Source organism: Williamsia sp. DF01-3, assembly GCF_023051145.1.
GTDB lineage: Bacteria > Actinomycetota > Actinomycetes > Mycobacteriales > Mycobacteriaceae > Williamsia.
Map to the genome: position 1 here is coordinate 4,289,140 of NZ_JALKFS010000005.1, position 24,286 is coordinate 4,313,425.

Genomic DNA, 24,286 nt, shown 5'->3' on the forward strand with positions numbered 1-24,286 from the left:
GCAGCGCATCGTTGACACCGCCCCGGTAGGCGGAGGTGACGCCGGTCAGCATCGACTCGGTCACGTCGTTCGGGAACTCGACGTCCAGGCGTTCGACCGTGGACGCCGTGTCGCGGTCGGGATCGATCCGGCGATCACCCAGCGCGGGATCGTCGGTGGCGACAACGGCAGACCAGTGGTCGATCTCGTCATCGCGGTGTGTGGCGGTCTCGGTGAGCGCAGTTGCCCACGCACGCAACGAGGTTCCCACAGCAGGCAGGTCCGGAGTGCCGCCGTTCTCGCTCTGCCCCCAGGCGATGGCGAGGTCGGGCAGCAAGATCCGCCACGACACGCCGTCCACCACCAGGTGGTGGACGAGCACGTACAGCCGTCCGGTGGCGGTGGGGTCGACGGGATCGAACCAGACCACCTGCATCATGACGCCTGCGGCCGGGTCGAGGCGGTCGACCGCCGCCGCGGTGGTGGCTGCGACCATCGCCTTGAACTCCGGCGTCCCGGGGGTCTCGGAGAACTCCACGCGGGTCAGCACCGTGGCCGGATCGATGGTGCCGGCCGGCGGAATGACCAGTCCGGACGATTCCGGGTTCGTGTCGTCGACGTCCAGTCGCGCGCGCAGGGCATCGTGGCGGTCCAGGACGGCACCGACAGCCGAGAGCAGTCGCTCATGGCCTGGATCGGCAGGCAGGGTCAGGAAGCTCGCCTGGGAGAACTGCTTGTAGTGACGGCGGGTGTCGACGAGCCACCGCATGATAGGGGTCAGCGGTACGGGACCGACTGCGCCACCGGGCAGTTCGGCCAGCATGCGGACCTCGGCGTCGGCGGCGAGCTTGGCCACCTCGGCCAGCTCCGCCACGGTGCGCCGATCGAAGACGTCGCGCGGTGTCAGCACGATGCCGGCGGCGCGGGCCCTGGACACGAGCTGGATGGAGACGATGCTGTCACCGCCCAGGGCGAAGAAGGAGTCGTCGACACCGATCCGCTCCACACCGAGTACCTCGGTGAAGAGCTCGGCCAGCCGCTGCTCCATCGGAGTGCTCGGGGCCCGGTAGGCGCCGGAGTTGCCGTCGAACACCGGCTCTGGCAATGCGCGTCGATCGAGCTTGCCGGCGGGGGTCAGCGGCACCGAGTCGAGCACCGTGATCGATGAAGGGACCATGTGCGAGGGCAACCGCTCACCCAGCCGGGCGCTGATCTCGGTCGCCTGGACACTCCGGCCGGGCCGTGGGTACACGTAGGCGACCAGCACGGTCTGGCCGGTGTGTGGATGCGTGTGCCCGATGGTGATGGCGAAGTCGATGTCGGGATGCTCGCCGAGGGCGGAGTCGATCTCGCCCAGTTCGATGCGGAAGCCGCGGACCTTCACCTGGTAGTCGGTTCGGCCGAGGAACTCCAGTTCCAGGCGCTCGTCAGCGGTCCGCTTCCACCGGACGACATCGCCGGTGCGGTACATCCGCGAACCGGGTTCGCCGAACGGGTCGGCCACAAACCGTTGAGCTGTCAGGTCGAACCTGCCGAGGTATCCGCGCGCGACGGCGGACCCGGACACGTAGAGCTCACCGGCGACACCCGGCGGCACGGGCTGCAGACGTGAATCCGCCACCAGCGCACGGACACCGGTGATCGGGCCACCGATCGTGACCGGCCGGGACGGGTCCATGGCGTCCGTGGACGTCGACCAGATGGTCGCCTCCGACGGGCCGTAGAGGTTGAACATCGCACGGTCCGGAGCCCAGCGCCGCACCAATTCAGGCGGGCACACATCGCCGGCGACAGCGATCATCTCGACACCGCCGAGACCGTCCGGGGGCACGGTGGCCAGCGCGGCGGGTGTCACGAAGGCGTGGGAGACCCGCTGCTCGGCGAGCAGCCTTGCCAGGTCCTCGCCACCGAAGATCGATGCCGGAGCGATCACCTGTGTGGATGCGGCGTTGATCGCCATCATGATCTCGAAGATGGATGCGTCGAAGCTCGGGGACGCGAAGTGCAGAACCCGTGACGACGAGGTCAGCGAGAACCGGGGGCCCATCTCGGCCAACAGGTTGGCCAGACCCCGATGGGTGACACCGACGCCCTTGGGCCGCCCGTCGAACCGGAGGTGAAGATCACGTACGCGAGGTCATCGAGCACTGGCGGGTGCACCAGGAACGAGGCGTGTGTCTCCCCGCCGGTCTCGACTGTGCGACGGCCGTATCGGTCCATCATCTCGTCGGACACCGGTAGCCATTTGGCCAACTGAGGGAGGCGGTCGACGATTTCGTCGATGGTCAGACCGATGGTCACGTCGGCGTCGGCGACCATGTGCTCGATGCGGTCTGCCGGGTAGTTCGGATCGATCGGCAACACCGCGCCGCCCGACTTGACGATGGCCCAGAACGCGACCATCGAGTTCACCGATCGGCTGATCGCCAGTGCAACGGGCATCCCGGGACGCACACCTCGCTCGACGAGCAGCTCGGCGTACACACCCGACCGGAAGTCGAGTTCACGGTAGGTCAGCGATTCGGAGCCGCACACCAGCGCCACACCGTCGGGGTTGCTCTGCACCGCGCCGTCGAAGATCTCGATCATGGTGCGCGACGGGGCATCCGGCGGGCCGGCGACCGGCGACAACTCGGCCCGCTCCGCAGGCGTCAACAGATCGATGTCACCGATCCGTACGTCCGCGTCGGCGACGATGGCGGTCGCGATCGCGGTGAAGCGCTCGGCCAGCGCGGCGATGGTCGACTGGTCGAACAGCGCGGTCGCGTAGGTGAACAACGCCGTCAGGCCTGTGTCGCCGTTGTCGTCGACGTCGTCGGCAAGGGTCAGTTGGAGATCGAACTTGGTTGTCGTGATCGGTGATTCGAGTCCGGACACGTGCATGCCCGGGAGCTCGAGCTCGGCCCGCTCGTTGTTCTGGAACGCCAGAGCCACCTGGAACAGCGGCGCGTAGGAGGTCTCACGCTCGGGCGCGAGGTGCTCGACCAGACGCTCGAACGGCACCTCCGTGTGTGTGAAGGCGGCGATGTCGGTGGCGCGGGTCCGGGCGAGCAATTCGCTGAACGGCTCACCGGGCCTGACCTCGGTACGCAGCACGAGTGTGTTGACGAACATGCCCACGAGGTCGTCGAGTTCGGCCTCGCCGCGCCCGGCGATCGCGGTTCCGACGGCGATGTCGTCCGTGGTGCCCGATCGTGCGAGCAGCACGGCCAGCGCCGCGTGACAGACCATGAACATCGTGGCGTGATGGCCCGATGCCACGCGCGCGAGCCCATTGCGCAATTCGGGATCGAGCGAGAACTCGTACGACGCACCGGCGGTCGACTGCACCGGCGGCCGCGGACGGTCGATCGGTAGATCGATGACATCCGGGATTCCGTCGAGTTGACGGGTCCAGAAGTCGATCTGACGCGCGGCCAGGCTCTCGGGGTCGTTCTCTTCGCCGAGTACCTCGTGCTGCCAGAGGGCGTAGTCGGCGTACTGCACCGCCAGCGGCGACCAGCCGGGCTCACTGCCCCCGGTACGCGCGGTGTAGGCCACCATGACGTCACGCGCCAACGGTGCGATCGATGCACCGTCGCCGCTGATGTGGTGGATCACCACCACCAGGACGTGTTCGGACGGCGACCGTCGTAGCAGTGCGATGCGGACCGGCACGGCGGCGGTCACATCGAACCCCTCGCCGATCAAGGCACCGAGCTGCGCATGCAACTCGTCGTCGCCCGACACCTCACGCACGTCCAACGAGAGCCCTGCGGACGGCAATTCGTCCACGTCGAGGATCAGCTGGCGCGGTCCGTCGCCGTCATCCGGGTAGCGGGTACGCAGCACCTCGTGCCGGCTGATCACATCGGTCACGGCCTCGCGAAGTGCGTCCACGTCGAGGTCGCCGGACATCGCGATCACGGCCGGGATGTTGTATGCCGGTGAGGTGGTGTCGAACTGATTGATGAACCACATCCGGCTCTGTGCGGGCGACAGGGGCAGGAATGCCGGACGCTCGGCCGCCAGCAGCGCAGGCCGCGCCCGGTCCCCGTCGGCGCGTTCGGCCAGCAGTGCGAGTCCGGCGACGGTCGGCTCGGTGAACAGGTCGCGCACGGCCAGGTTCGAGCCCACTGCAGCGTTGATCTGCGCGACCACACGGGTGGCCGACAGCGAGTTGCCGCCGAGCGAGAAGAAGCTGTCACCCGCGCCGACCATCGTGGCCCCGACCACGTCGGCGAAGATGCCGGCAACGATCTCCTCCACCGGGCTGCTCGGCGGCTGATAGTTGTCCGACGATCCGAACTCGGGCTGCGGCAACGCTTTACGGTCGAGCTTGCCGTTCACACTGAGCGGGAGCCGCTCGATCGGCACCACGAGCGCGGGCACCATGTACGCCGGTAGCTCCTCGGCAGCGGTCGACAGCACCGAACGGGTGTCGAGGGCTGCGCCTGCGGACGGCACCAGATACGCGACCAGCTGCTCACCGACGTGGGGGTCGCTGTGGACGGTGACCACCGCGGCATCCACCTGTGGCGACATGGTGAGGACGCGTTCGATCTCGCCGAGTTCGATGCGGAAGCCGCGCACCTTCACCTGGAAGTCGCTGCGTCCCATGTATGTCAGGGTCGGCCGGGTGTCACCGGCGACAGTGGTCCAGCGCGCGAGGTCGCCGGTGCGGTACATCCGGCTGCCCGGCGTGCCGAACGGGTTCGCGACGAACCGCTCGGCCGAGAGGTCACTGCGCTGGTGGTAGCCCCGCGCCAATTGCGCACCGGCGAGGTACAGCTCACCGGTCACCCCGTCGGGTACCGGATGCAGCCGGTTGTCGAGCACGAAGACCTGGCTGTTCCATTCCGGCCGACCGATCGGTACCGCCGAGCCCAGTTCGGACGGCACCTCCTGGTGGGTGATGCTGACCGCGGCCTCGGTGGGCCCGTACAGGTTGTGGATCTCCACGCCCGCAGACGCCTGTGCGGTCAGGTCCCGGAATCGCGAGACGACGTCCGGGGTCAGTGCCTCGCCGATGCACAGGACGTACCGCAGAGTCGTGAGCTGATCTGCCCGCGCCTCCTGCAGGAAGACGTTCAGCAGCGAGGGTACGAAGGTCACCGTGGTGATCGCGGTTCGCCGGATCAGTTCGGCCAGGTACGCCGGGTCGCGATGTCCCTGCGGCGAGGCGATCACCAGACGGGCGCCCGCGGTCACAGCCCACCAGAACTCCCACACCGAGAGGTCGAACGTGGCCTGCGTGCGCAGGAGCACGGCGTCATCGGCGTCCAGTCGATACTGCGCGGCGATCCAGTCGAGTTGGTTGACGATCGCGGCGTGAGGCACCGCAACGCCTTTGGGCCGGCCCGTGGACCCGGACGTGTAGATGATGTACGCCGTGTTGTGCGGCCGCAGCGGAGCCAGACGGTCGCCCTCCTCCACCGGCGCCGAGGAGACTCCCGTCAGATCGAGGCCACAGACATCGAGCGTCTGGGTCGTCTCCGGCAGTCCCGCCGGTCGCTCGCCTGCCACCAGGGTGAGCACGGGCCTGGCGTTGTCGACTATGTAGGAGATGCGGTCCAGCGGATGGTCCGGGTCGATGGGCAGGTAGGCGCCGCCGGCAACGGTGACCGCGTACATCGCGACCACCAGGTCGATCGACCGCGGCATCGCAAGTCCGACAGTGGTTTCCGGGCCGACCCCACGGTCGATCAGGATCCGGGCCAACGCGTTCACCCGGACAGCCAGGTCGCCGTACGTCAGCGCGGTGCCGTCATCGGCCTCGAGCGCGACATCTTCTGCGTTGTCGCGCATCGACTCCGACAGTCGGGTCGCGAGCGTGCCCGGCGACAGCACCACAGCGGTGTTGTTGCGACCACGGACCAGTTCACGCTGCTGTCGACCGGTGAGCATCGGCAGGTCACCGACGGCAACGAGCGGCTCGTCGATGATCTCGTCGATCAACGTGACGAAGCGGTCGGCGATCGCGCTCACCGTCTCCGGGTCGAACAGGTCGTCGGCGTAGGTGAACACCGCGTCGAGTCCGGCCGGCTGCCCATCGCCGTCGTAGTTGTCCGACAGGATCAGATGCAGGTCGAATTGTGCGACGCCCTCGGGCATCTCGACGGGTTCGATGCGCAGGCCGGCCAGGTCGAGGCTGGCGCGCTCGATGTTCTGGAACGACAGGCCGACCTGGAAGATCGGATGGTGGGCGGTCGAACGCACCGGATTGAGTACCTCGACGAGGCGTTCGAACGGCACATCGGCGTGGGAGAACGCTTCGGCGTCACGATCGCGGACGGTGTCCAGGAGCGCACCGAAACCACGGCCGAGATCGATCTCGGTCCGCATGGCGAGGGTGTTGACGAACATGCCGATGACACCTTCGACCTCGCTCTCGACCCTTCCGCTCACCGGCGTACCGACGGTGATGTCGGGGTTGCCGCTCAGGCGCGCGAGCAGTAGCGCGAAGGCGCCGTGGAAGGCCATGAACGCACTGGCGCCCCTTGCGCGTGCCAGGTCGGCCAGGCCGCGATGGGCGTCGGCAGAGATCGAGAACGACAACTGACGTCCGCGCAGCGACTGCACCGGAGGACGCGGCCGGTCGGTGGGCAGTTCCAGCTGGTCGGGGATGTCCGCGAGGTTCTTCTTCCAGAACTCGACCTGGGTGGCCAGCACGCTGGTCGGATCCGACTCGTCACCGAGCAACTCACGCTGCCAGATGGAGTAGTCGGCGTACTGCACCGGCAGCGGCGTCCACTCCGGAGCCCGTCCGGCCGAACGCGCGTCGTAGGCGACCGCGAGATCACCGACGAACGGCACCATCGACTGACCGTCGGCCGCCACGTGGTGAACCACCATCGAGAGCACATGACGCTGTTCGTCCAGTCGCATCAACGCGATTCGCACGGGAACGGTGGTGGTGACGTCGAAGCCCCGTGCCACGAACCTGGTCAGCTCATCGAAGAGCGTGTCCTCGGTGGCGTCGACCATCTCCATCTCCGGGGCGGCCTGCTCCGCCGTCAGGATCACCTGATGCGGTCCGGTCGGCGAGTCCGGGTAGATGGTCCGGAGCGATTCGTGTCGCGCGACCACGTCGTTGATCGCGCGCCGCAGGGCTGCGACGTCGAGATCGCCGACCAGCGTCACCGCGGCAGGGATGTTGTAGGCAACAGATTCCGGGTCGAAGCGGTTGAGGAACCACATGCGGGTCTGGGCCAGCGACAACGGGATCCGGACCGGGCGTGGTCGTGCCACCAGCGGTGGGCGGTGGGCACGTACACCGGTCCCGGAGGCCAGGCGCTCGGCGAGTTCGGCGACGGTCGGCGCGGCGAACAGCTCACGCACCCCGATCTTCCCGCCGAGTGCGGCCCCTGCCCGACCGACGACCTTGGTGGCACTCAGCGAGTTGCCACCGAGGTCGAAGAAGCTCTCGTCGATGCTCACCTCGGGCAGATCGAGCACCTCTGCGAACACCTCGGCGAGGGTGGTCTCCACCGGATTGCGTGGAGCGCGGAACACGCGGTCGCCCACGGTGAAAACAGGTTCGGGCAGCGCACGCCGGTCGAGTTTGCCGATCGGGGTGAGCGGGATGGCGTCGAGAACGGTCACCGCCGACGGCACCATGTGCTGTGGAAGATGATCGCCGACATTACGTTTGAGCGCTTCCGGATCCACCTCGTGTCCGGGCTTCGGCAGGACGTACGACGCCAGCACGGTGTCGCCACCGGGTCCGGCGGTACCGACCGTGACCGCGAAATCGACGTCGGGGTGGGAATCGAGCAACTTGTCGATCTCGCCCAGCTCCACACGGAACCCGCGCACCTTCACCTGGAAGTCACTGCGCCCCACGTATTCGAGCGAGTGCCCGTTCCTGCCGGGGTCCATGCTGTAGCGCACGAGGTCGCCGGTGCGGTAGAGCCGCGAGCCCGGCTCACCGTAGGGATCTGGGACAAAACGTTGTGCCGTGATCTGCGGACGATCGTGGTATCCGCGGGCGACCCCTGGGCCGGCGAGGTACAGCTCACCGACGACACCACGGGGAACCACACGCAACCGGGAGTCGAGGATGCGAGTGGTGACGCCACGCAGCGGCGATCCGATGGTGACCTTGGAGCCCGCGGACAACGGCGCGGTGATCGTGACGATGACCGTGGCCTCGGTGGGGCCGTACGCATTTCGCAGTGCACCGGACCAGCGTTCGGTGAGCTCTGGCGGACAGATGTCTCCGCCGACCACCACCGAATGCACCGTGTCGAGCCCGGCCGGGTCGACGGTCATCAGAGCGGTCGGGGTCATCACCACATTGGTGATGCGTTCGGTATGGATCAGCTCTGCGAGCTCGCTACCGCCGAACACGTCCTGCGGCGACACGATCAGTGTTGCGCCGGCGGTGAATGCTGCCAGCAATTCGCCGACCGATGTGTCGAAGCTCGGTGAGGCCACGTGCAGGAAGCGCGACGAGGTGGTGACGTCGTAGTGTTCGCGCACGTCGGTGGCGAGGTTGGCGAGCCCGTGGTGGGTCACCACCACAGCCTTCGGCTTCCCTGTCGAACCCGACGTGTAGATGAGGTACGCGGGGTGGTCGATGCGAAGCGGCGACAGCCGATCGGAGTCGGTGACAACGGCTTTGGAGCGGTCGCCGGTCTGCGCGTCGAGTTCGTCGAGGTCATACCAGTCGACGGAGGCGGGCAGCGCCTCGTCGTCGCCGAGCACGGTCAGACCGAACGCCGTACCCGAGTCCTGGATCATCTCCACGATCCGCTCGAGCGGGTAGTCGAGGTTGATCGGCAGATACACCGCGCCGGTCTTCGCGATCGCCCACGTGCCGATGATCGAGCTCATCGATCGGCGGACACCGAGTGCCACCACGGTCTCCGGACCGGCACCGAGTTCGATGAGCCGCCGGGCGAGGCGGTTGGTGAGCTGGTCGAGAGCCTGGTAGGTGAGCGTCTGGCCACGGTAGGACACCGCGACGCCCGCCGGGTTGGCCTCGACCCCTCGTGCGAGGAGGTCGGGCAGGGTCTGGGGTTCGACACCCTCGGGGCCACGAACGGAGGTCAGATCGGCGAGTTCGGTGTCACTCAACACGTCGACGTCACTGACGACCACGTCGGGGTCGACGGCGACAGCTTCGAGGATGCGCACGAACCGCTCGGCGAACGTGTTGATCGACGACTCGTCGAAAAGGTCTGTCGCATAGGTGAAGACGGCATTGATCGGCGCACCGGGCTCGTCGTTGTCACCGATCGACAACTGCAGGTCGAACTTGGCGACGTCGAAGTCGGCGCGGACCGGCGACACCTTCAGACCCGGCAGGGTGAGTTCTGGTGCCTCGTTGTTGTCGAACGACAGCGCGATCTGGAACAGCGGATGGTGCGCGGTGGAGCGATGGACGTCGAGCACCTCGACGAGGCGCTCGAACGGGATGTCCCCGTGGGCCATCGCGTCGATGTCGGCGGCTCGGACCTGCGCGAGCAGATCGACGAAACTCACCTCTGGATCAACCTCGGCCCGTAGCACCACGGTGTTGACGAACATGCCGACCAATGGATCGAGGGCTTCTTCGCCTCGACCGGCGATCGGGGTACCGATGGCGATGTCGGCCTCACCGGTCAACCGCTCGATGAGCACCGCCAGCGCGGCGTGCATCAGCATGAACATGCTGACGTCGTGAGACCGCGCGACACGCTGCAGCGACTCCCTGACCGACGGCGCGACGGTGAACGGCAGTGCGGCGCCGCGGAGCGACTGCATGGCCGGGCGCTGCCTGTCGGTGGGGAGCTCCACCGATTCCGGCAAGCCGGAGAGCGTCTTTCGCCAGTAGCCGATCTGTTCCGCGGCGACCGAGCCGGCGTCCTTCTCGTCTCCGAGGACTTCGCGCTGCCAGATCGAGAAGTCCGCGTACTGGACGGCCAACGGGGTGTAGTCCGGGGCCTTCCCTGCCCGGCGCGCCTCGTAGGCGAGCACCAGATCGCCGAAGAGCGGGGCCATCGACGCACCGTCTGCGGCGATGTGATGAGCGACGAGCATCAGGATGTGTTCGGTTTCGCTGATGTGCAACAACACGATTCGCATCGGGAGTTCGGTTGTCACATCGAACCCGGCGATCGCGTGGCGCCTCAGTTCATCGGCGATCGCCTCTGGATCGGACCGTACCTCCACCTCGTGGAAGATCCCGGCGACCGCCTCGTCCACTGGATGGATGAGCTGGTACGGACCATCGGCGGTGTCGGGGAACGTGGTGCGCAACGACTCGTGACGTTCGGCGACGTCGACGATCGCGGTGCGCAGCGCGTCGACATCGAGTTCGCCGGACAACCGCAGCGGGAGCGGCAGATTGTATGCGGGCGAGCTGGTGTCGAACTGGTTGATGAACCACATCCGCGACTGCGCGAGCGACAGCGGGATCCGTTCGGGCCGCGGCCTCGGGGCCAGTTCGGGCCGTGCCTGCGCTCCACCGGAACGCGAGGTGGTCAGCTCAGCCAACTCGGCGACAGTCGGGTGGTCGAAGATGTCTCGCACGCTGATCTCGATGCCGAGTGCTGCCTGCACCCGGGCGGCCACGCGGGTGGCGCCCAGCGAGGTTCCGCCGATGTCGAAGAACGAGTCCGTGGCACTGACCTGTGGCCGCTTGGCGATGTCGCCGAAGACCTTGGCAACGGCTTCCTCGGCCGCCGTACGCGGAGCAATGTACTCCGCTGCACTGTCCATGAATTCGGGCTCGGGCAGAGCCTTGCGGTCGAGCTTGCCGTTCGCGGTGAGCGGGAACGCGTCCAATTCCATGATGGCGCTGGGCACCATGTAGGCGGGCAGCCGGTCACGCAGTAGCCGCAGCAGGTCGGTGTTGTCGACGGATTGTCCGGGTTCGGCCACCACGTAGGCGACGAGGTGTTTGTCGTCGGCCACGTCCACCACCACCACAACGGCGTCGGCGATCGACTCGTCATCGGTCAGTGCGGCTTCGATCTCCGGCAGCTCGATCCGCAGGCCGCGCAGCTTCACCTGGAAGTCGGTACGGCCGATGTACTCGAGTTCACCGTCGGTACGCCTGCGGACGAGGTCGCCCGTCCGGTACATCCGCTCGCCGCGGGCCATCGGGTCCGCCACGAAACGGTCTGCGCTCAGATCTGGCCGCCCCACATAACCCCGGGCCAACTGGACACCGGTGAGGTACAGCTCGCCGGAGACGTTCGGTGGCACCGGCCGTAGACGGGCGTCGAGAACGTGAACGCCCGTGTTCGCCACCGGACGTCCGATGGGGACCACGTTCACGTCGTCGGCGGTGTACTGGTGATAGGTGACGTCGACTGCTGCCTCGGTCGGTCCGTAGAGGTTGTGCAGCCCGGCGTCGGTGAGCTTGGCGAACCGCGCCGCCGTGGCCGGCGGCAGCGCTTCACCGCTGGCGAAGACCCGCGTGAGACCCGCCAGCGAGGCGCTGTCGGCCTCGGCGAGGAACACCGAGAGCATCGACGGCACGAAATGCAGCGTGGTGACGCCACGTTCGGCGATCAGTCGGCGCAGGTAGTCGGGATCGCGGTGACCATCGGGTATGGCGATGACAAGTGTTGCGCCGACCTGCAAGGGCCAGAAGAACTCCCACACCGACACGTCGAACGTCGCAGGCGTCTTCTGCATCACCACGTCGTCGGCCGTCAGGGAGTACTCGGCCTGCATCCACAGCAGCCGGTTGACGATCGAGCGATGGCTGACCGCCACGCCCTTGGGACGTCCGGTGGATCCCGAGGTGTAGATGACGTAGGCGGTGTTGTCGCCTCGAAGCGGTGCGGTCCGTTCCTCATCGGTGATGGGTCCGGTGGCGTAGCCATCGAGTTCGAGGTCATCGATCACCAGGATGTCGGGATCGGCCGCTGTCCCCTCCGGGATCTCGAACCCGGTGCCGGAGGTGGTGAGCACCATCTTCGGGTTGCTGCTGTCGAGCACGTAGGCGATCCGGTCGACGGGGTTCGCCAGGTCGATCGGCACGTACGACGCGCCGGCCTCGATGACGGCGTACATCCCGATCAAGAGCTCGAACGAACGGGGCATCGCCAGGGCGACATGCACTTCCGGTCCCACCCCGGCCGCGATCAGATGGCGCGCAAGGGCACTGACCCGCCCGGAGAATTCCGCGTAGCTCAGCGTCGCGTCCTCGAACACCAGTGCTCGGGCGTCGGGGGTGCGCTCCACCTGCGCTTCGAACAACCGCGCCAGCGTGGGCTCGCCCTGATCGGCGGCAGAGCCCGACTCGGCGATCACCGAGGCGAGCATCCCCGCGAACTGCTCGGCGAAACCTTCTGCTGCCGCGCCTTCGAGCAGCCCCGGAAGCAGTGTGGACAAAGCGACCGTGACGGCAGCTTCGGGCCCAACGCCCACGGCCGCCAGCGTTGCGACCAGTTCGGTCGACTTCGCATGCAATGCGCCGTAGGTCACATCGGTTCCGTTGTGCGACAACGCGATGCCATCAGGGTTGATCCGTGCGGCGGTGGCGAGCAGCTCGGCGAGTGACTTGCCCTTCAGGTCGGACAGTGCCGAACCGAACCCTGCCGCCTCGTCTGCCGACGTCGATCCACCCATCGCCGAACGCTCGGCTTCGGTCAGGATCTCGATGTCGCCGACGGGGACCTCGGGGTCGTCGGTGATGGCGGTCAGCACAGCGAGGAAGCGCTCGGCCATCGTCTGCACGGTCGACTCGTCGAAGATGTCGACGGCGTAGTCGAGGATCGCGTCGATCCCGCGGCCTCGGCCGTCGGCGCCGAAGTTCTCCGACACCGTCAGGCCCAGATCGGATTTGACGTACCGGATCGGTGAGTCGAGCCCACTCACCTCGAGACCCGGCAGGGTCACCGTCGGCACCTCGATGTTCTGCATGGTGAGCATCGCCTGGACCAGCGGCGCGTACTTCCGCGAACGGGTGGGGGCCACGGCCTCGACAACCTGCTCGAACGGCAGGTCGGCGTTGTTGAACGCGGCGAGGTCGGCCGACTTCGCCGCGGCGAGGGTGGACACGAAAGACGAAGACATGTCGACGGTGTTGCGCAACACCAGCGTGTTGACGAACATGCCGACCAGTCCGTCGACCGCCGAGGCGTTCCGGCCGGCGGTGGGCGTGCCGACGGCGACGTCGTCCGAGCCGCTCAACCGGGCGAGCAGGATCGAGTACGCGGCGTGCACCACCATGAACATGGTGGTGTCGTTCTCGCGAGCCAGAGCCTGCAGCTGTGCCTGCAGTTCGGCGGGAATGGTGAACGTGACCTCGCCACCGGCAACCGACCGCTTGTCGGTACGCGGCCGGTCGGTCGGCAGGTCGAGCAGCTCGGGCATTCCCGCGAGGTGCTCACGCCAGAACGAGATCTGCCGTGACGCAAGCGAATCCGGGTCGTCCTCAGACCCCATCACGCCGCGTTGCCAGATCGCGTAGTCGGCGTACTGCACACTCAGCGGCCGGAAGGCAGGAGCCGCACCGGCAACCCGCGCGGTGTACGCGGTCATCAGGTCGGTGGCCAGCGGGACCAGGGACGACCCGTCTGCTGCGATGTGGTGGATGACCAGCAGCACCACATGGTCGTCGGGAGCGATCTCGAGCAGCATCGCCCGCAGCGGCGGCGCCGCGGTGACGTCGAATCCCTCGGTGGCGAGTTCGACGCACATCTGGAGCAATTCGTCCTCGGAACCCACCGTGCGGGTGATCAGCTGCGGCACAGCCTCCGAGACGGGAAGGATCTTCTGATACGGGCCCTGCACCGAGTCGGGGTAGACCGTACGCAGGATCTCCTGGCGCTCGATCACGTCCATCAGGGCGGCGGTCAGAGAGCTCTCGTCGAGAGAGCCCCGCAGCCGCAGACCGAGCGGGATGTTGTAGTCGGCTGCATCGGGGTTGAGCCGGTTGACGAACCACATCCGTTGCTGCGCAAGCGACAGCGGGATCCGGTCCGGCCGTTTCTGCGGGGTGAGCGGCCGGATCGGCATGCCGTCGAGATCGGGCGAGGCACCGATCGCTTCGGCGAGGTCCGCCACCACCGGCGAATCGAACAGGATCCGTACGCCCAGACGCACACCCAGGATCTCGTTGATCCTGGCGATGGCGCGGGTGGCGGCCAGCGAATTGCCGCCGAGTTCGAAGAAGGAGTCGTCGGCGCCGACGGTGTCGACTCCGAGGACGTCTGCGAACGCAGCCGCCACAGCGTGCTCCATCGGAGTCGAGGGTTCACGGTGTTCGCCCGTGGCGCCGCGGAACTCGGGGGCGGGAAGTGCACGTTTGTCCAGTTTCCCGACCGGAGTCAGCGGGACCTCGTCGAGGATCACGATCGACGACGGCACCATGAACTTCGGCAGGAATCCCCCGGCGTAGTCGGCCAGGTCGCGGGCATCGATGGTGCTGCCCGAGGTGGGTTTGACGTATGCCGCCAGAGCCGTGTCGCCACTCGGTCCGTCCACACCGATCGTCACCGCGAAGTCCACGGCCGGGTGTCCTGCCAGTACCGCGTCGATCTCGCCCAGTTCGATCCGGAAGCCGCGGACCTTGACCTGCTGATCGGATCGACCCATGTAGGCGATCTCGAAGACGGTCCGGCCGTCTGGCTTGGCCACCTCCACCCACCGCACCACGTCGCCGGTGCGGTACATGCGGACGCCTTCGCCGGCATAGGGATTGGCCACGAACCGATGTGAGGTGAGGTCGGGTCGACCACGGTAGGCACGCGAGACACCCGGTCCACTGATGTACAGCTCCCCCGGCACGCCGGCGGGGACAGGACGTAGGCGACCGTCGAGGACAAGCGCTTCGACACCGGCGACGGGGCCGCCGATGGTGACCGGTTCACCCGGCACCATCGGATCGCTGATGTTCGTCATGATCGTGGTCTCGGTCGGACCGTAACCGTTGTAGAGGCGACGGCCAGGAGCCCAACGGTCCACCAGGTCACTCGGGACGGCTTCGCCGCCTGCGACCACGTCGGAGAAGTGCGGCAGCTCGGTCGGGTCCACCGACGCCAGCGCGGACGGAGTGATGAAGGCGTGTGTCACGCGGTTGTCGGCGAGCAGTTCTCGCAGTTCCTCGCCGCCGTAGACACCAGCAGGCACGATCACCATCGTGGCGCCCGCCCCGGCCGCCAGCAGCAACTCGAGGATCGATGCGTCGAAGCTCGGCGAGGCGAAATGCAGTGTGCGCGAGTTGCTGTCGGTGTTGTAACGACGATGCTGCTCGGCGTTGAACGCAGCCAGCCCGCCGTGGGTCACCTCGACGCCCTTGGGCTTTCCGGTGGTACCCGAGGTGTAGATGATGTATGCGCAATTGGCCGTGAGGACCGGACCGCGGCGCTCGTCGGCGCCGATGCGGCCGGCAGGGTGACGGTGCAGGACCGGGTCGTCGATGTCGAGCCAGGCAATGGTCTGCGGCAATCTGACGGCATCAACCCGCCTGGTGAGACCGATCGTCGCACCCGAATCGGTCAGCATGTGCTCCACGCGATCGGCCGGGTAATTCGGGTCGACGGGAACGAAGGTGGCACCCGAACGAGCCACCGCCCAGACCGCGAGCACCGATTCGATGCTGCGGGTGATGCCCAGCGCAACCACGTCTTCGGGGCCGAGACCACGCGAGATCAACTCGCGTGCAAGACGATTGGAGCGATCGTCGAGGTCCCGGTAGGTCATGCTCTGCCCGCCGCACACGAGCGCGACACCGTTGGGGTTCATGTCCACGGCGGCATCGAGCAGCTCGCCGAGCGTGGCAGGCGGCACCGGATCGACGCCTCGGACCGGTACCAGATCGGCCATCGCCTGGTCATCGAGCAACGGGATCTCGCCCAGTACCGCACCGGGATCGGCGACCATTCCCTCCAGCACCCGGACGAGACGTTCTGTCAGCGACGCGGCCGTGGAACCGTCGAAGATGTCGGTGGCGTAGCCGAGGAAGCCCGCCATGCCGGCAGGTTTCCCGTCGTCATCCCACTGCTCGGTGAGCTCGAAGGCGAGGTCGAACTTGCTGAACTCGGTGTCCACCGCACCCGGGGTCACCGTGAGGCCTTCCACGTCGAGGATCGGACGGGCATTGTTGTTCAGCCCGAAGATGACCTGGATGAGCGGGGTGTGGGCCGTCGACCGGTGCGGTGTGAGCGCGTCGACGATCTGCTCGAAGGGCACATCGCTGTGGACGAACGCGTCGAGGTCCTGCGTGCGCACCTCGGTCAGGAAGTCGGCGACGGTCCGGTCCAGCGGTACCTGTGTACGCAACACGAGTGTGTTGACGAACATGCCGACCAGCGCGTCGAGCTCAGGGGCTCCGCGTCCGCCGATCGGGGTACCCAGGGCGACATCGTTGTCCGCTCCGGAACGGGCGAGCATCACCGCCAGGGCGGCGTGGATGACCATGAAGTTCGAGAGGCCGTGGGCACCGGCGAGCGCCACGACGCGGTTGTGGAGGCCCGGCGGCACGAAGAACAGGTGGCTGGCCCCGACACCGCTGCGCGTGTTGGCACGCGGGCGGTCGGTGGGCAGCCCGATGACCTCGGGCAGTCCGGCGAGGTTCTCCCGCCAGAAGTCGAGCTGGGTCGTCGCCAGGCTGTCCGGCGCGGCACCGCTGCCGAAGTTCTGCTGCTGCCAGATCGCGAAGTCGGCGTACTGGACCTCCAGCGGTTCCCAACCGGGCGCGCGGCCTTCACGGCGAGCCTGGTAGGCGGTCAGCAGGTCGGTGGCCAGAGGCCGCATCGACAGACCGTCCGAGGCGATGTGGTGCACGACGATCACCAGCAGGTGCTCTTCGGCTGCGCCCGGCTTCGGCGATTCCGGTTCGATCCGCCAGAGAGCCGCCCGGAACGGCACGGTCTTGGTGACGTCGAAACCGATACGGGCGAACGCCTGTAGTCGCTCCCACACCTCGCCCTGCGGAATCGAATCGAGACGCAACGGCGGCAGCGCGTCCATGATCGGGATGATGCGCTGTTCCGGCCCCTCGGGGCTCTCGGGGTAGATCGTCCGGATGACCTGCTGCCGTTCGACGAGGTCGACGAGGGCAGCGCCCATCGCCTCCACATCGAGATCTCCGGTGAGCAACAACGTCATCGGGATGTTGTAGGCGCCCGACTCCTGGTCGTAGCGGTTGATGAACCAGAGCCGTTGCTGCGCCAAGGACAACGGAATGCGTTCGGGCGTGGGGCCTTCGGGCTTCACGAATCGGGCCGGGGCTCGGCCCGTCGCGACCACACCGTCGGTGCGGCGCTGTTCGATCAACTCTGCGAGCTCGGCGGGACTCTGCTTCTCGAAGACGTCGCGCAGACCGACGGCTGTGCCGAGGGCATCGGAGAGTCGGGTGGCGAGCCGCGCTGCGCTCAGCGAGTTGCCGCCCTGCTCGAAGAAGGACGCCGTTGCGCTGATCCGTTCGGCGCCGACCGCGTCGGCGAACACGCCGGCGATGATCTCCTCCAGCGGCGTGCGCGGCGCGACGAACGACTCTTCGGGAGTTTGCCCGAATTCGGGTTCGGGCAGAGCCTTTCGGTCCACCTTGCCGTTCGGGTTCAGCGGCAGGGCATCGAGGATCACGATGGCCTCGGGGACCATGTAGTCGGGCAGCACCTTGCCGAGCGCGGCCCTGATCTCGCCGGCATCGAGGTCGGCAGAGCCTGCGACATGGGCCGCGAGCCGACGGTCGGATGACTCGCCGTGCGCGGAGACCACGGCCTGCCGGATTCCGGGGATCGCTGTCAGTGCGGACTCGATCTCCCCCAGTTCGATACGCAGTCCGCGCACCTTCACCTGGAAGTCGCTGCGGCCGATGAACTGCGCGTCACCGTTCGGTAGCCGGCGGACCAGGTCACCGGTGCGGTACATCCGTGCGCCGGGTTTGCCGTAGGGGTCGGCGACGAAACGCGCTGCGGTGGTGTCGAACATGCCGCCGTACCCGCGGGCGGGAGCGATCCCGCCGATGTACAACTCGCCGACCACTCCGACCGGAACCGGCCGCAGCCGTCCGTCGAGAACCTTGTGGGTCACGTTCGGGATGGACCGTCCCAATGTGATCGGGCCGATGTCGCGGGCCTCGTCGCCGACATTCGGTGGGTAGTCGGCCATCTCGACGGCCGTCGCCGAGCTGGTGGCTGCCGTCTCGGTCGGCCCGTACGTGGACAGCAGGTGCGTGTCGGTGCCCAGCAAGGTCCGGTAAGCCCGCGGCGGTAGGACCTCACCGCCGGCAGTGACGTTGGCGATGCTGGTGACGACCCGGTGCTCGTCGAGCTCCACCAGGAGCTCGAGCGCACTGGGGGCGACGTTGAACAGGTCGATCTTCTCGGACGCGATGATGCCGAGGATCTCCTCGGGATCGAATCCCTCTGTCGCCAAGCGGATGACACCACCGACCCGCAGTGCGAGCCAGATGTTCTTCTGCGTCATGTCGAATCGCGGCGATGACGCGATCAGGACGGTGTCACCGTCCCCGAACGTGACCTGGCCGCGATACCAGTTCCACATGTTGAGCAGTCCGGCCGCGGGTACGAGAGTCGGCTTGGGCCTGCCGGTCGATCCAGACGTGGTGATGACGTAACCCAGTCGACTGACGGCGCCGGGTTCTGTCCAGCGGTCCGGTAGCGATGTGGCATCCAGCCGCCGCAGCCGTTCCTCGGTCGCGCTGTCGCCCAGTTCGATCAGGAGCGCACCGGTCGCCGCGATCCGGGTGCGGAGTTCGTCCGTGATGGCGTTCTGACTGGCGACCACCACCGTGGCGCCGGTGTCCTCGATGACCGAGCCGGCCCGTTCGGCAGGTGCACCCGGGTCCAGAGGCAGGTATGCCGCGCCCGCCTTCCAGGCGGCGAGCATGCCCAGCACCCAGTTCGCCGACCGTGGGGTGAGCAGGCCCACCACGTCGTCGGGACCGATGCCTCGTGACATCAATTCGCGGGCAAGACGATTGGCGCTCTGGTCGAGTTCGAGACGGGTGTATGACGCCTCGGGGCTGCGCACGGCGAGTGCACCCGGATGTTCGCGAACACGCTCATCCCACTCGGTCAGCGGCGTGGCGACCCGACCCTGCTCCGACCCGGCTGTGCTGTCTGCCGCGGGCGCCGTTGTCGTGCGGTAACGCTCGAGCGAGCGGCCGCCCACCAAACGCGCAGCGTCGGCGATGACGGTGTCCAAGACAGTGGCAAAGCCCTCGGGCGCCAGCATGATCGTCGGAACCAGTCCACTGAGCACCACCGAGGCGATGGCGTCGGAATCCATACCCCGCTCGGTCAGCGGACCCGACAGCTGCGAGAAGCGTTCGTTGAACTCGCGGTAGGTGATCCGTGTGCCGTCGTGATCCACGGCGACCGCATCGGGGTCGATGTCGACAGCCGCGGCGAGGAGCGCTGCGAGGTCGCGCGCCGTGTACCTCGTCGGCTCGGGCTCCGACTCGAAAGCGGGTTCGGAGTCCAGCCGCTCCGCTTCGGTGAGGATGTCCACATCGCCGACCACGGCCGCGGAGTCCTCTGCAAGGGCGCGCGCGAGGATCACCAGGCGCTCGGCGATGGTCGCGACGGTGTCGTGATCGAAAACGTCACTCGCATAGGTGATCCGGCCCGTCAGGGTGCGTTCACCGGTGTCACCGACTGTCTTGTCGTCGAGGGTGAAGGTGAGGTCGAACTTCGCGCCGGTGGCCATGTCCGAGACGACACCGACGCTCAGTCCGGGCAGATCCACCCTCGCTGTCTCGTTGTTCTCGAATGAGAGCAGCACCTGGAACAACGGTGAATGCGAGCTCTGCCGCTTGGGCACGAGAGCACCGACAACGTTCTCGAACGGGATGTCGTCGTTGGCGAACGCTTCCAGATCAGCGGCGCGAACGCGCGACAAGAGGTCGTCGAAGCGGTCGCCGGCGTCAACCCGGGTGCGCAGGACAACAGTGTTGACGAACATCCCCACAAGCGGTTCGAGGTCGGCGTGGTCGCGGCCTCCGACAGGGGTACCGACCGTGATGTCGTCTGAATTGGACAGCCGGGCAAGCAGTGTAGCGACGAGTGAGTGCACCACCATGAACAGCGACGCCTGGTTGCGTTGGGCCAGTTCGTTGAGGGATCCCACGATGTCCGCCGGGATCTCCAGTGGCACAGCGCCACCCTGCATCTCCCGGCGCATCGGGCGCGGACGGTCCAGCGGCAGTTCGATGACCTCTGGAACACCGGCCAGCGTCGACCGCCAGAACTCGAGCTGCTTGCCTGCCGTTGTCGCCGGATCGTCAGGCGAACCGAGTACATCGCGTTGCCATGCGGCGAAGTCGGTGTACTGCAACGGCAGTGCCTCGAAGTGAGGTTCGGATCCAGAGCTGCGGGCTGCGTACGCGATGACCAGGTCACGGGCCAGTGGTGCCATCGACGCGCCGTCGGCGACGATGTGGTGGACGATCACGATGAGCAGGTGGTCGTCGCCGGACCGCAGCAACCGGGCGCGCACAGGCGGCTCGGCGGTGACGTCGAAGCCGTTGCCCGCGAACTCGGTTGCGGCAGCGAACATCGCATCGGTGTCGGCCACGTCGACGGGCTCGAGATCGACTGTTGCTTCTGACAGTGGCAGCACTCGCTGGTACGGACCGTCCGGCGTATCCGGGAAGATCGTCCGCAGCGACTGCTGGCGTTCGAGTACATCGCCCATCGCCGCACGCAGCGCGCCGATGTCCAGCGCGCCATTCAGCGTGAGGGGCAGCACGATGTTGTACGCGGGCGAGCCTGCATCCATGCGGTTGAGCAACCACATGGCCTGCTGCGACAACGACAGTGGCGGCCGTTCGCCGGCGATCCCCGGCACCAGCGCCGGCGTGGCGTCCTGGCCCGCAGTACCGGGGTCGGTCTGGTCGAGTCGTGCGGCCAGCGACTCGACGGTCGGGTTCTCGAAGATCTCGCGCACCGCAACACGCCGACCGACGAGGCTGCTGATGCGGGCGACCGCCTTGGTGGCGACGAGTGAGTTGCCACCGAGATCGAAGAAGGAGTCACCGACACCGATCGAGGGCAATCCGAGGACCTCGGCGAAGATGTCCACGAGAGCGCGCTCGGTGTCCGTGGACGGCTCGGCCCCGCCACCGATCAACGCCTCGAGGTCGGCTTCGGGCAGGGCGGCACGATCGAGCTTTCCCGAACGAGTCAACGGGATCTCGTCGAGGAACACGATTGCGCTCGGCACCATGTGCGACGGCAAACGCTGCCCGACGAACTCGCGAACCTCCCTGGCGTCCAGCGGTTGTGAGGCAAGCACATGTGAGACCAGCGCCGTCACACCGGAGGGCAGTTCGGCGCCCGAGGTTGCCGCGAAGTCGATCCCCGGATGTGCAGCGAGTGCCGCATCTATCTCACCCAGCTCGATGCGGAAGCCACGAACCTTCACCTGGAAATCGCTGCGGCCGATGTACTCGACCTCGAGTCGGTCATCACGCCGGACCCACCGGACGACGTCGCCGGTGCGGTACATCCGCGCACCCGGCTCGCCGTGGGGGTTGGCGATGAACCGGTCAGCGGTCAGCGACGGCCTGCGGTGATACCCACGCGCCATCGCCGGCCCACTGAGGTAGAGCTCGCCGTCGACTCCGACGGGTACCGGTTGCAAGCGGTTGTCGAGGATCAGCGACGTCAGGCCGCGGACCGGCGAACCGATGGTGATGCGTTCACCCGGCTGCATGGGTCCGGCTATGTCGGCGAAACATGTTGTCTCGGTGGGGCCGTAGCCGTTGAACATGCGGCGGCCTGGTGCCCATCGATCGACCAGCTCAGGCGGGCACGCCTCGCCGCCGACGACAACCGATTCGAATGCGTCGAGTCCGGCCGGATCCACCGAGGCCAGTGCTGCCGGGGTGATGAAGCCGTGGGTGACCCCGTACTGGGCCAGGAAGTCGTGCAGTTCGTCGCCGCCATATACCTCGGTCGGCGCGATCACCATGGTCGAGCCGTTGGCGAGCGCGAGCAGCACCTCCAGCACGGAGGCGTCGAAGCTCGGCGACGCGAAGTGCAGTGTGCGCGAGTGCTCGGTCAGGACAAAACGATCCGCTTGTTCGTTCAGCAGGTTCGAGAGACCACCGTGGGTGACGGTCACACCCTTGGGCACTCCCGTGGTTCCCGAGGTATAGATCATGTATGCCGTGTTGGCCACGCGGATCGGTGCGATGCGTTCGCCGTCGCTCAACACGGCAGTCGACTGTTCTGCGACCACCGCGATGGCCTCGTCCGAATCGAGCTCAAGCCACTCGACGGTGTCGGGACGTTCTGCACGCCACGCCGAGGTGGACAGGCCGTACACCGCCGCGGAGTCACGCAGCATGTGCTCGATGCGTTCGGCCGGGTAGCGCATGTCCACCGGCAGGTAACCCGCCCCGGTCTTGGCGACCGCCCACAGCCCCACCATGAAGTCGATGGAGCGGCCCATGCCCAGAGCGACGATCTGTTCCGGCCCGATCCCCCGGGAGATCAGAAGACGCGCAAGGGCATTCGATCGCTCGTCCAGCTCGCGGTAGGTGATCGACCCGGCCGGCGAGACCGCGGCATCGCGTTCACCCGCCGCTGCCACCGCTGCTTCGAGGAGTTCCGGCAACGTCGCGAGGCCGGTGGTTCCGACACCGCTCTGACCCAGTAGTTCGGCTCGCTGGTCGGCATCGAGGATGTCGACATCGCCCACACGCACACCGGTGTCGGCAGCAACCTGTCCGAGCACCCGGACCATCATGTCCAGGATCGCTTCGGCCTGCTCGCGCTCCACGATGCCCGGGAGGTACTTCGCCGACAGTCGCAGACCCGGATCGGACATGGCGATCAGGGTCAGCGGGTAGTGCGTGGCGTCGAGGACATCTGCGTGGTCGACCCGCATCCCGTCGATGTCCGCAGCTGCGGTCAGCGCAGTCCGGTCGAGTGGGTAGGACTCGTAGACCATCATGGTGTCGAACAACGAATCGACATCTGTCTCGCCCAGGATCTCGGCGAGGCCGACCGTGTGATGGTCGAGCAACTCAGCCTGTTCCTGCGCAACACGTTTGATCAGCCTGCCGAGGTCGGCGGCCGCTTCGAGCTGGATCCGCACTGGCAAGGTGTTGATGAACAGGCCGAGCATCGATTCGATGCCGGCCACCTGCGGAGGCCGTCCCGACACCGTGGTCCCGAAGACGATGTCGTCGCGGCCGGTCAGGCGGGCGAGCACCAGCGCCCAAGCGGTCTGGAGGACGTTGTTGACGGTCACCCCGGATTCACGGACGAACTCGGTCAACCTCGTCGACAACGTCTCGTCGAGCACGACATCCACCTGACGCGGCACCTGACCTGCGCCGTGGGTGTCGGCGCCCGGGAAGAGCAGGGTCGGTTCGTCGATACCGCCGAGAGCGCGCGACCATGCGGCCAGCGACTCCTGAGGTGACTGGGATTGCAGCCACGCCAGGTAATTCCGGTACGGGCGCGGCGAGATCAGGGTCTGCGCACTACCGCCGGCCTGATAGATGGCCAACAGATCGGTCATGAAGATCGGCATCGACCAGCCGTCGAGCAGGATGTGATGCAGCGTCACCACGAACCGGTGGACCGAATCGCTCTGCCGGATCAGCGTGAAGCGGATCAGCGGCGGCCGGTCCATCGCGAAAGGCATGATGCGCTCGGCGTGGGTGAGCTCGGCCAGCCGGGCCTCACGGTCGGCCGGGTCCAGTCCGGCCAGATCGTGGTCGGTCCAGGGCGTCGGCGCCTCCGACGGGATGACCGCCACCGCGGCACCCTCGGAGTCCGTCATGAATGCACTGCGCAGGTTCGGGTGTCGCGCGATCAGAGACTCGGCACTGCGCCGCATCCGCTCGGGATCCACCCCGGTCAGATCCAGGACCATCTGTGCCGCATAGACATCCACATCACCTGCGGCCAATTCGGCGTGGAACAGCAGCCCGTTCTGCAACGGGGTGAGTGGCCAGATGTCGGCGATGTCGTCGAAACGCCGCTCTATCTCGTCGATCTGACCCTGCCGCACGTCAACCAGCTCGAGGTCCGACGGCGTCAGACCACCCGCTCCCGGCGAGACCGAGTGCAGCGCAATGGATTCCAGAGCACGGTGCCACAACTCGATGAGGCGGTCCACCGACTCGTCGTCGAGAACCGAAGCGGGGTAGTCGATGGTCGCCGACAGCTGTGGTCCGGACGCCGACTCGGTCACCATGGCATTGACGTCGAGAGCCGTGCGCACCGGCACGGCCGCACCACGGGTGCCGCGAATCGCCTTCTCGCCGTCGGGGACCCAAGGACCAGATCCGTCGGTTCCTGCCAGGCGTCCGAGATAGTTGAAGGTGATAGCCGGGTCGGGAGCGTCCGAGAGAGCTTCTGCGCCTTGGTCATTGAGGTAGCGGAGCAGACCGTAG

General features: G+C 67.1%; 1 pseudogene (cut by a window edge). It reads right to left on the reverse strand.

The features are described from left to right. Positions 1-24,286: pseudogene (locus MVA47_RS22345) on the reverse strand (AMP-binding protein) (its annotated part continues 4,229 nt past the right edge of the window); the annotation flags it as partial.